The organism is Sinomicrobium soli (genome assembly GCF_003285545.1).
In the GTDB taxonomy this organism is placed as follows: domain Bacteria; phylum Bacteroidota; class Bacteroidia; order Flavobacteriales; family Flavobacteriaceae; genus Sinomicrobium.
In genome coordinates, this window is record NZ_QLNV01000028.1 from 1 (window position 1) to 10,855 (window position 10,855).

Consider the following 10,855-nt stretch of genomic DNA (forward strand, 5'->3'; position numbering starts at 1 on the left):
TTTTATATCATTGTAGTATCTTTCCAGGTGGCACTATGCCTCCGAAATCCGTGGCATGGTCACTCCGAAATATCCAATTGGCATTTAGAGATTATCTACGGGAACACTCAAAATAGCGAAAGAATATGAAGATTTGAAGAAATGCATTGCGGCGAAAATTCAGGGAACCGATTTTCAATCTCAGGAAGCATATGCAAAGGCGAAAACAGAGTTTGTAACTCGAATAACTACTTTAGCATTAAAGGAAGGTTATCCACGTGTAGAAATCCGACAAATAACTCAACAGAGGTCTTAGCATCCTGTCGTTCCAACGTTCAGGCGTGGAAGTTCGCAATGAATTTCCGAACGAACGTCAATCCATAACGGTTATGGGCAAGTAAACTGTCATAACGGCGCCCGTCTAAAAAGGGAAAGCACTGCTCAGAAAAGAATAAATCAAAGACCAGGATTAACATCTTGGTCTTTGTGGTTTTAAAATACTGTCAAACAAAGCCACCAAAAGCCATCGGACACCGCTTTAGATAAGCCCTTTTAAATAGCCTCTAAATTTCCTGCATCACTAAAAATTTTTGTTATGCAGGGAGAAGATGATTTGAGAGGATTAGCCAAAATCATGGCTTTTATGCGTGCTGTAAGTATTCTTTTGGTACTGATGCACTTTTATTGGTTCTGTTACGGGTTCTTTGCCGAACGTGGATGGGCACTGGAAATTATCGGTAAGATACTGACCAATTTCAACCGTACCGCAGGGCTGTTTACCCACACCCTTTACACCAAGATTTTTGCATTGTTGTTGTTGGCGTTAAGCTGTCTCGGCACTAAGGGTGTAAAGAATGAAAAGATAACATGGTCTAAGATTTACACCGCCTTAGTTATCGGCTTTGTGCTGTTCTTTCTGAACACACCGTTGTTAAAACTGTCGGCAGAGGTTGCCACATTCCTTTACATACTTACAACAAGTCTGGGATATATAGCCTTGCTCATGGCAGGGGTATGGATGAGCCGACTACTCCGCAACAATCTGATGGACGATGTTTTCAATAATGAAAACGAGAGCTTCCAACAGGAAACCCGTCTGATAGAAAATGAATACTCGGTCAATCTTCCGACAAAGTTTTTTTACAAAGGCAAGTGGAACAATGGATGGATTAATATCGTAAACCCTTTTCGGGCTTCGATTGTACTTGGTACTCCCGGCTCCGGAAAATCCTACGCCATCGTAAACAACTACATCAAGCAACATATCGAAAAGGGGTTTGCGATGTATATCTACGATTTCAAGTTTGACGACCTGTCCACCATTGCCTACAACCATTTGCTGAAACACTCCGAGAAGTATAAGGTTAAGCCCAAGTTTTATGTTATCAATTTTGACGACCCACGCCGTAGCCACCGATGCAATCCCCTAAGCCCTGCCTTTATGACGGATATTTCCGATGCTTACGAAGCCTCTTACACCATCATGTTAAACCTCAACAGGTCGTGGATTTTGAAGCAAGGGGATTTTTTCGTGGAAAGCCCAATTATATTGCTTGCTTCCATCATTTGGTTTCTGAAAATCTATGAAGACGGAAAGTATTGCACGTTCCCACACGCTATTGAATTACTGAATAAAAAATATGCAGACGTATTTACGATACTGACCTCATATCCCGAACTTGAAAACTACCTGTCGGCTTTCATGGATGCGTGGCAGGGCGGAGCGCAAGACCAGTTGCAGGGGCAGATAGCATCGGCAAAAATCCCATTGTCACGGATGATTTCGCCACAGCTTTATTGGGTAATGACGGGGGATGATTTTTCACTGGACATCAACAACCCCCAAGAGCCAAAAATCCTGTGCGTGGGCAATAACCCCGACCGCCAAAATATCTATTCGTCCGCTTTGGGATTGTACAATTCGAGGATTGTAAAACTCATCAATAAGAAAGGACAGCTTCAAAGTTCCATTGTCATAGACGAATTGCCCACCATTTATTTTAGGGGTTTGGATTTTATCAGTACGGCACGTTCCAATCGGATTTCGTCACTTTTTGGCATCCAAGACTATTCGCAGTTAACAAGGGATTACGGAGATAAGGAAAGCAAGGTTATACAGAATTTGGTCGGTAATATTTTTAGTGGACAGGTTGTTGGAGAGACAGCAAAAACACTTTCTGAACGCTTTGGAAAGGTTTTGCAGAAACGTCAGAGCATCACCATTAACCGCAATGATAAATCGACATCCATATCCACCCAATTGGACACGCTTATACCTGCATCCAAAATATCTACCTTGACACAGGGAATGTTTGTTGGGTCTGTTTCAGATAATTTTGATGAGCGTATAGAGCAGAAAATATTTCATGCTGAAATTGTCGTGGATAACGAAAAGGTTTCTGCCGAAACCAAAGCCTATAAGAAGATACCGCATATATTATCCTTTGCCGATGAAAACGGCAACGACAATATGAAGCAGGTCATTGAAGCCAATTACAGGCAGGTCAAAGCGGACGTTGTGCATATTGTAGAAAGTGAAATGGAGCGGATTAAGAACGACCCCGATTTACAGCATTTGTTAAACACAGATTGTGCTGACACGTAAACCAAAAGTTTTTTCAACCACTAAAGAGATTACTTAACATAGGTTCATTGCCTGATTTTTCTATTCTTGAGACCTTAGCAGAAAATAATGTGATATGAAATATAAGGACATAGGAGAATCAGAGAAATTAGACCAAGTAATCAAAGAGATGAAAAATATTTTCAGAACTGTACCATATGGCGTCGATCACACAATGAAGGTGTTAGAAAATACACGGACGATTATTGAAAGAGAAAATGTAGACAGTCAGACTGGTTGTATTATAGAGTTAAGTGCTGTTTTACACGACATAGGTTCTGTGGAAGCATTACGCAAATATGGATCAATGGGGGGACATCTCCAAGAGCAGGAAGGAGTACCAATTGCAAGAAATATATTAAGTGAACATGATTATGAACCATTCGTAATTGAAAGAGTATGTTATATAGTTGGAAACCATCACACGCCTGAAAAAATAGATGGAAAAGATTTTCAGATTCTTTGGGAGGCAGACCTTATTGAAAACATGCAAGTTATGGATTGCACTAAGGACACAGAAACCTTAAGACAGTTTGTTTCAAAAAAAATCAAAACACAAGCGGGTAAGGCGCTTGCTTTATGTAAATACAGTTAATCAGGGGAAATTTGGTAATGAAATTTATTATTCTATTTTTCCTGACATTCACGTGTTATGATATAGTTGCTCAAATACAGATACAAGTCAAAACAGAGTATTTAGGAGAATCAAGCTATAGGAAGACCGACGGTAAAACCTATCAAAAAGTGGGAGATGCAAAAGGTTCCGCAGTAATTTATCAAGCGGATGTACACATTCCTCTGTCGGTGAAGCTAAATGAAAAGAATCGTCCTACGATATGGTCGATAAGCGGAAGATTTGCACAGGCGCGATTAAACAATCGTAATTTTGACGAACCTATAGTAACGGATAGAATTATGAATGTTGGCTTGAATCTAAATCATTTACGTCCTTTGAACGATAAATGGTCAATTATGGCAAGTATAGGTGGAGGCACATACATGCCGAGTACGGAGTTTTCCCAAATAAGATTCAAAAACACACTTGGTAGTATCGGAACAGTATTCATATATCATTTAAGGTCAAACTTGGACTTAGGGGTAGGAGCTGCTATCAATAACTCCTTTGGATATCCGATGTTATTTCCAGCACTTTATCTCAATTGGAAAATGGAAAGGAAATATAATGTTGAAATCAATGTTTTGGACGGCTTGGAAATGTGTTTCCGATATGACCTGAACAACATCTTCCGATTAAATGTAATCGGGGAGATGAATGGACAAACAGCTCTTTTAGAACAAGATGGAAAAGATAAGATTTTCTCGCATGCTTATATAATAGGAGGCGTTCGTCCAGAGATAAAAATTGGCGACAACATATTCTTAAATGTCACGGCCGGAGTTAACGCTTGGAGACCATCGCAAATGACTGAAAGAACGATAAAAAGTATATTCAAAAAACAACAGTACTACTTTAAGGCTTCGCCCTACGTTGCTACGCAGTTAAAAATAGTGTTATGAATAATATAGGCTGATAACAAGCTAAAAAATTAAACAAAAAATGAAGTCTAAAATTAAGATTAGTAAACTTTACCCAAACGACAAAACTTCGATAGACAAAATTGCAGATTGGTACTTTAGCGAATGGAATACACCGATAAAAAAGACCATTAAAAGATTATCAAATCAACCCAGTTACGATACAATTTTTCAAGCAATATTGACTATTGATGGAGAATTAGTCGCAACAGGTGGACTTTGTAACAATGTCAATATCTACAATAAACTTCCTGAATTGAAACAATTTAAACCATGGATTGCGTTGCTTTATACTCAGCCTGAATATCGGAACAAAGGATTTGGACGGAAATTATTAGAATTCATTGAACGGAACGCAAAGGCAAATAAAATCAATAAGATTTATCTTTATACGTTTACAGCCGAGTCCTTTTACAAAAGTAATGGCTGGAAAGAAATAAAAAAAGTTGATTATAAAAGCCATAAGACTGTTGTAATGGAAAAAAGTATAATCGAAACGTAGAAAAGCCAGTTGCCCATAACGTGGAAGTGTAATAGCCACCGATAACAATTGATAATGTAAAACTTGTTATGGGTTTAACGAGAAATTTACTAAAAAAGACCATTATAATATGATATATACAGAAACTGAAGTGTCCGACTTAATTCTAAACTGTGAGCATACACCAAAAGTCGTTCTCATGTGTGGACTGTCAGGATCCGGAAAAACCACATTCGCAAAACAGTTAGAACGTTATGGTTTTCATAGGCTATCGGTCGATGAAGAAATATGGAATAACTATGGTCAGTTCGGAATAGATTATGCTGAAGAAGAATATGATAAGCTATCAGCTTTAGCAGAAAAGGCACTGTTTATTCAGTTTTTGGAACTTCTAAAATCCAAACGGAATATAGTAGTAGACTTCAGCTTTTGGCAAAAAGAAAAGCGTAATGAGTTTAAGCGGATAGTGGAAACAAACCACGGAAAGTGGTTTCTTGTTTATATGAACCCTCCTATTTCGGCAATAAAAAACAGACAGAAAATTAGAAATAAAACTTTTGAGGCAAATGCCGCTTTTCCGATTACAGATTCCATCCTAAACAAATATATAGATGGCTTTCAAATTCCCGAACAAGAGAATCAATTGGAAATTGTATCTATATAAACACGGAGGGGTTGGGATGATTGTACTTAATTTTGCTAAATTTGTTAGAAAACATCAGGATGGATATCAAAATAATACAGCCTGTACCACCCCTCCGAAAACATATTCGTTTTTTCTTTATAATGGAAAATACGAGCACTGCTTTTATTGGAAAATTCAAAATAATTCCCGAGGGCGTACCGGGTATGATTTTTCGAGGGTGTAAACTGAACTCTGTCTGAATAGATTTTAATTGTTAATTTTATTCAGACAGTAATTATGAGCAACAAAGCACAATCAGATTTAGAGAAAAAGATCCTTGAACAGTTCATGTCGGGACAGAACCTCTTCGGGGAAGGTGGCGCCTTAGCCCCGATGTTAAAGAACGTGATCGAGAAGGCCCTGGAAGCAGAGATGGATGCCCATCTGGATGATCAGGAGCGTACCAAAGGCAATAAGCGTAATGGTAAGGGTAAAAAGACGCTTAAGAGCCGTTTTGGTAGTTTTGATATTGATACCCCCGAAGATCGGCAAAGTAGCTTTGAACCTGTCCTTGTGAAAAAGCGCCAGACCATTCTTGCCGATCAGCTCTCCGATAAGATCATAGGGCTTTACGGCCTCGGAATGAGTTACCGGGATATCTCTGCCCACATCAAAGAGATGTACGATACCGATATCTCTCATACGGTATTAAGCCAAATTACCGATAGAATCATCCCCGAGGTTAAAGCCTGGCAAAACCGTCCTTTAGAGCCCCTGTATTGCATCGTATGGTTAGATGCCATGCACTACAAGGTTAAGGTAGATGGACGTATCGAGCACAAGGCATTATATAATATCCTTGGGGTTAACAAAGAAGGTTATAAGGAAGTGTTGGGGATGTATATCTCTGAGAGTGAAGGCGCCAACTTCTGGCTTCAGGTATTGACGGATTTACAACAGCGTGGACTGGAAGATATCCTGATCGCCTGCACGGATAACCTTAAAGGGTTTACAGAAGCGATTTTGAGCGTTTTCCCCAAGACCCAGGTGCAAAAGTGTATTGTACACCAGATCCGTAATTCCTTGAAGTATATCGCTTCCAAAGATCAAAAGGAATTTTTAAAAGACTTAAAGCGGGTTTACCGGGCCACCAATAAACAGGTGGCCGAAGACGAACTGTTGAACCTGGAAGAAAAATGGGGTCAAAAATATCCTGTAGTGATCGAGAGCTGGCAGCGTAATTGGGAAGAACTCTCACAGTATTTTGAGTACACCGAACCGATTCGCAAGATCATTTACACCACCAATGCCGTGGAAGGCTTCCATAGACAGGTACGCAAGGTCACTAAAACTAAAGGGGCATTTACCAACGATATGGCCCTGCTGAAGCTGGTGTACCTGGCCACCAAAAATATCGAGAAGAAATGGACCAGCCCCCTGCAAAATTGGAGTTTGACCATCCAGCAATTATACATTAAATTTGGGAACCGGATCCCCCTGGATTTGGCGTCCTCCCCTTCGGGGGGTACCCCCCGAAGGGGAGGACAATCAGACAGAGTTTAATTTACAGCCCCGATTTTTCAGGAAAATCCCACGGTCTTTTACGATAAAGACAAGCAAACATTATCCCAATCTTTCTTATTTGGGCAAGCTACTCAGTACTCACAGCTTACGGCAACGGGTAGTTTTCGAAATATTGGCGTCAGTTTCCAACCCGCAGCTTTAAGATCTGTTGTCAGAATCGAAGCAATTGAATTAACGCAACGACACACTGACATCAATGATTTAGTTAAAACCACTATAAATGACCAACTTCTAAATACACAAACATTAGAACAAAAAATAGCGGTTTTAGAACATTTTTTCTTACAACAAACAACAGACTGTAAAGGTGAAAATGATAAAGTAAAATTTGCGTTAAACCAGTTTCAAAAAGGTCAGGAATTAAAACAGGTGCAAGCCGATTTGAAAATATCAGAACGCTCGTTGGAACGTTTGTTTAAATCATATATAGGCATTTCCCCAAAGTTGTATTCAAGAATCTGTCGCTTTCAGTCAGCTTTAAAAACGCTAAGAACGGCTAACTTTAATGCTCTTACGGAAATAGCCTATTTAGAGAATTATTTTGACCAATCTCATTTTATCAGAGATTTTAAATATTTTACAGGCACGACTCCAAAGTCATTTCTTCTTAATGCAAACGAACAATTGCCCAATTTTCCGGAATTGAAGTTTTAGTACTGTCGGTTTTATCCAATTTTCAAAAAACTGGGGACTTTAACTTTGTTGAATTAATCAAAAACAGTTTAAAATGAAAAGAGTAATTGATTGGTTTGAAATTTATACATCCGATTTTGACAGGGCAAAGAAATTTTACACAACAGTATTTGACTGCGGATTTAATGAAACGACAGTGAACAATGAAAGACACAGCCAAATGAGATATGCCATTTTTGAAAGCAGTGAAAACAAGCAAGAGATTGGCGGTGCGCTTGTTAGAATGGATGAAGCAAAACCCGGTATTGGCGGTGTTTTAATTTATTTTGCAACCGAAGAAATCAATACAGTATTAAACCGTGTTAAAGCTGCAGGTGGAAAAGTTATTCGTCGAAAGTTGAACGTGGGGGATTTTGGTTCTATTGCTTTAATAGAAGATACAGAGGGGAATATGATTGGATTACATGCTAAAAAATAGCTTCATTATAATTACGCTTGATATTAATAATAAAATAAGGAAATGGGAAGAGATAAAGTCATAAAGCCGGATAATACCGCAGTAAGAACCGCATTATGGAGAGCGTTACACGTTCAGACAGATGCAAAACCTCATATACTTGAAGATGAAATAGGATTCAAGTTAATTGCACCTGATGATGATTGGCAGGAACGTCCTGACATGAAATATACCAAACGGCTGCGGGCTTCTATCGTAGCCCGTTCACGTTTTATTGAAGATATAGCTAAAGAGCAAATTGAAAAAGGAGTAAAACAATACGTTTTGCTTGGTGCAGGATTGGATAGTTTTGCCCAACGGAACACGGCCATAAGTTCCTATGTTGATATTTATGAAATTGACCAGCACGATACTTTGACTTGGAAAGAAGAAAAGCTGATTGAAAACGGCTATAAAATCCTCGGCAATCTTCACTTTGTACCTGTCGATTTTGAAATCTCATCTTGGTGGGACGAGCTATTAAATAAAGGTTTTAATGTTGAACAAAGGGCTTTTGTATCTTGTATCGGTGTTACGCTTTATCTTACCAAAGAAGCGATTACCGACACACTGAAAAAAATGACTTTGCTTGCACCTGGTTCTACTATTGCAATGGCCTTTTATCTGCCATTGGAATTACTTGATGAAGAAGACAAGCCATTAATGGAAATGTCGATAAAAGGAGCGGCAGCTTCAGGTACTCCTTTTGTAAGTTTTTTTTCGGTTGAAGAAATTATAAAACTCGCTGAAAAAGTAGGTTTAAAAGAAATACAGACAATCTCCACAAAAGATATGACGGAAAAATACTTTAAGAACAGAACCGACAACCTTCTACCAGCAAGCGGAGAATTTTTTTTAGTGGCAAAGACCTTATAAAACATGAAAAAGAATAGTTCCTTGCAACCAATATGTAGTGATATAAAATGGCTGAAAGTAATGTTTTTGCTGGTGTTTTACCGTAGGTTAACATAGTTATGAGATATCCGCACAAAAACCGGTTTATTATAAAAATGCTAAATTTGTATCTCCTTTCTTTAAAGACAGACTAAAAAGAGAATATTTTTATGGGGCACATCAGAGAATACTACGAGCGGATACTAAAATTACAGGAAACAGAATGGGAATTTATAGCTTCCCACTTTGACAGGAGGGTTTTTGCCAAAAACGAAACCATCACACGACAGGGCGAAACAGAAAAATACCTTTCCTTTGTAGAAACAGGCATCGTTCGATTTTATATTCCAGATGATGAAAACGAACTGACTTTTAATTTCTGTTTTGATAAAGAATTTACCTGTGCTTACAATTCATTCCTGACCCAGACACCATCTGAATACGAATTGCAGGCATTGACGGAAACCGTGGTTTGGCAAATATCTTATGATGATTTGCAAAAAGTATATGCAGAGACCAAAGCAGGAAACTATTTAGGGCGTTTTGTGTCGGAGAAACTGTTTTTGCAAAAAAGCAAAAGAGAATTGTCGCTTTTAAAACATACAGCCAAAGAACGGTATCTAAACCTGTTCAATGAGCAACCTGATATTTTAAAATTCATTCCGTTAAAATACGTTGCTTCCTATATCGGGATAACACCACAGGCTTTGAGCCGGATACGCAGGCAAATTGCATAGCAATCACGAACATCGTTGAAAATCAACGGAATCCGTGCGCAAATACTTAACATAGGTTCATTGCCTACCATGTTTATTCTTTGGAAATTTGTTGAAAAATCCAAAGAATAATGAAACGATCCATCTTAGCATACGGACACCATATCTTAAAACAGAAATGCAACGACATCGAAAAGGATTATCCTGAATTGGATAAATTAATTGCCGATATGTGGGAAACTATGGAAAATGCCAATGGTTGCGGATTGGCATCACCACAGATAGGACTTCCGGTTAGATTGTTTATCGTGGACAGTAAATCAACTTTTGATAGCCTCGGAGAAGAAGACAGAAAGTTTTATTTCCCCCAAGATGATAAAGGCATAATGGAAACTTTCATCAATGCCAAAATCATCCAACGGTCTGAAGAGCTTTGGGATGACGAAGAGGGCTGTTTAAGTATTCCAAATTTATTCTACAAAGTAAAGCGGAATTGGGCGATAACGATTGAATATTATAATCGGAATTTTGAAAAGCAAATCCGTACATTCAGTGGAACGACCGCGCGAATGATACAACACGAATACGACCATACCGAGGGAGTTCTCTATCTCGATTATCTCAAGCCTTTGACAAAAAGGCTTATGGCTTCCAAACTTCAAAAAATCCTAAAAGGTCAAATTGTACCGACCTATCCCATGAACTTTATACGATAGAAAAAGCAGCCATCTTAAACATACTTACTTATGATAAATATTAGAAAAGCCGACATAGATGACGTGATAACTATTTCAAAATTGGGACGTATAACATTGTAGCCTTCCCTCTTTTAGGACACCGCTAAATTCGATAAATAATTATTATTTAGTTCAGATTTGATGAAGAATTTAAATTCTTCATCAAATCTAGGCATATATTCTTTTGGGGATTTATTCCCAAGAGATTTATGCGGGTGGTTGAAGTTGTAGTCTTCTCTCCAGTTATCGCTTATCTTCTGTAACTGATAGATGTCATTAAAATAATACGCATCTAATATATCCTCTCGGAAGAAACGGTTAAAGCGTTCTATGTATCCATTCTGCATCGGTTTTCCAGGTTGGGTATATTTAATTTCTATAAAGTTCTTTTTGCACCAGTTTACAAAAGTCTTGGATATAAATTCTGGACCGTTGTCACATCTGACATATTTGGGCGTTCCTATTTCTTCTTTTGTATCCGTCCGTCTAAGTACATCTTTCCCGGTATAGTATAGTGTTCTAATTTTGACCACAAAACGAACGATGTCTAA

General features: G+C 38.4%; 12 protein-coding genes. 11 read left to right on the forward strand and 1 reads right to left on the reverse strand.

Going from position 1 to position 10,855, the window contains the following annotated elements; genetic code table 11:
* Window positions 1-574 precede the first annotated feature (574 nt).
* The 11 genes from mobC to def all read left to right on the forward strand — a co-directional run bounded on the left by mobC (window position 575) and on the right by def (window position 10,283).
* Window positions 575-2,584, forward strand: a complete 2,010-nt coding sequence (gene mobC / locus DN748_RS18640; RefSeq protein WP_112373356.1) for a conjugal transfer protein MobC — start codon at window positions 575-577, stop codon at window positions 2,582-2,584.
* A gap of 94 nt (window positions 2,585-2,678) precedes the next feature.
* Window positions 2,679-3,197: an HD domain-containing protein gene (locus DN748_RS18645; protein ID WP_112373357.1), complete on the forward strand. Its 519-nt coding sequence runs from the start codon at window positions 2,679-2,681 to the stop codon at window positions 3,195-3,197.
* A 17-nt stretch (window positions 3,198-3,214) separates the two neighbouring features.
* Complete coding sequence (locus tag DN748_RS18650) at window positions 3,215-4,120, forward strand: DUF6268 family outer membrane beta-barrel protein (protein ID WP_112373358.1); 906 nt, start codon at window positions 3,215-3,217, stop codon at window positions 4,118-4,120.
* Window positions 4,121-4,160: 40 nt separating this feature from the next.
* Window positions 4,161-4,640 carry a GNAT family N-acetyltransferase gene (locus tag DN748_RS18655; protein WP_112373359.1) on the forward strand — a complete coding sequence of 160 codons (480 nt, stop codon included), beginning with the start codon at window positions 4,161-4,163 and terminating at the stop codon, window positions 4,638-4,640.
* A gap of 109 nt (window positions 4,641-4,749) precedes the next feature.
* Complete coding sequence (locus tag DN748_RS18660) at window positions 4,750-5,283, forward strand: AAA family ATPase (RefSeq protein WP_112373360.1); 534 nt, start codon at window positions 4,750-4,752, stop codon at window positions 5,281-5,283.
* Between the two features lie 258 nt (window positions 5,284-5,541).
* Window positions 5,542-6,807 (forward strand): IS256 family transposase, encoded by a 1,266-nt coding sequence (locus DN748_RS18665; RefSeq protein WP_112373361.1) that lies wholly within the window; start codon window positions 5,542-5,544, stop codon window positions 6,805-6,807.
* Between the two features lie 12 nt (window positions 6,808-6,819).
* Window positions 6,820-7,482 (forward strand): helix-turn-helix transcriptional regulator, encoded by a 663-nt coding sequence (locus tag DN748_RS19465; RefSeq protein WP_112373362.1) that lies wholly within the window; start codon window positions 6,820-6,822, stop codon window positions 7,480-7,482.
* A gap of 73 nt (window positions 7,483-7,555) precedes the next feature.
* Window positions 7,556-7,939, forward strand: coding sequence for a VOC family protein (locus tag DN748_RS18675; RefSeq protein ID WP_112373363.1), 384 nt, complete (start codon window positions 7,556-7,558; stop codon window positions 7,937-7,939).
* Between the two features lie 42 nt (window positions 7,940-7,981).
* On the forward strand, window positions 7,982-8,833 hold the full coding sequence (locus tag DN748_RS18680; protein ID WP_112373364.1) for a class I SAM-dependent methyltransferase: 852 nt from the start codon (window positions 7,982-7,984) through the stop codon (window positions 8,831-8,833).
* 188 nt (window positions 8,834-9,021) lie between these two features.
* Window positions 9,022-9,588 carry a Crp/Fnr family transcriptional regulator gene (locus DN748_RS18685; protein ID WP_013632699.1) on the forward strand — a complete coding sequence of 189 codons (567 nt, stop codon included), beginning with the start codon at window positions 9,022-9,024 and terminating at the stop codon, window positions 9,586-9,588.
* Between the two features lie 110 nt (window positions 9,589-9,698).
* Window positions 9,699-10,283: a peptide deformylase gene (gene def / locus DN748_RS18690; RefSeq protein WP_112373365.1), complete on the forward strand. Its 585-nt coding sequence runs from the start codon at window positions 9,699-9,701 to the stop codon at window positions 10,281-10,283.
* A gap of 113 nt (window positions 10,284-10,396) precedes the next feature.
* On the opposite strand, the gene DN748_RS18695 is transcribed toward def, so the two are convergent.
* On the reverse strand, window positions 10,397-10,855 hold a 459-nt coding region (locus tag DN748_RS18695), incomplete at its 5' end, for an integrase core domain-containing protein (RefSeq protein ID WP_146746656.1).

Coding starts and splice junctions, on each gene's coding strand:
- def (WP_112373365.1), top strand. CDS start 9,699: ATGAAACGATCCATCTTAGCATACGGACACCATATCTTAAAACAGAAA.
- mobC (WP_112373356.1), top strand. CDS start 575: ATGCAGGGAGAAGATGATTTGAGAGGATTAGCCAAAATCATGGCTTTT.
- DN748_RS18680 (WP_112373364.1), top strand. CDS start 7,982: ATGGGAAGAGATAAAGTCATAAAGCCGGATAATACCGCAGTAAGAACC.
- DN748_RS18675 (WP_112373363.1), top strand. CDS start 7,556: ATGAAAAGAGTAATTGATTGGTTTGAAATTTATACATCCGATTTTGAC.
- DN748_RS18650 (WP_112373358.1), top strand. CDS start 3,215: ATGAAATTTATTATTCTATTTTTCCTGACATTCACGTGTTATGATATA.
- DN748_RS18645 (WP_112373357.1), top strand. CDS start 2,679: ATGAAATATAAGGACATAGGAGAATCAGAGAAATTAGACCAAGTAATC.
- DN748_RS18665 (WP_112373361.1), top strand. CDS start 5,542: ATGAGCAACAAAGCACAATCAGATTTAGAGAAAAAGATCCTTGAACAG.
- DN748_RS18660 (WP_112373360.1), top strand. CDS start 4,750: ATGATATATACAGAAACTGAAGTGTCCGACTTAATTCTAAACTGTGAG.
- DN748_RS18685 (WP_013632699.1), top strand. CDS start 9,022: ATGGGGCACATCAGAGAATACTACGAGCGGATACTAAAATTACAGGAA.
- DN748_RS18655 (WP_112373359.1), top strand. CDS start 4,161: ATGAAGTCTAAAATTAAGATTAGTAAACTTTACCCAAACGACAAAACT.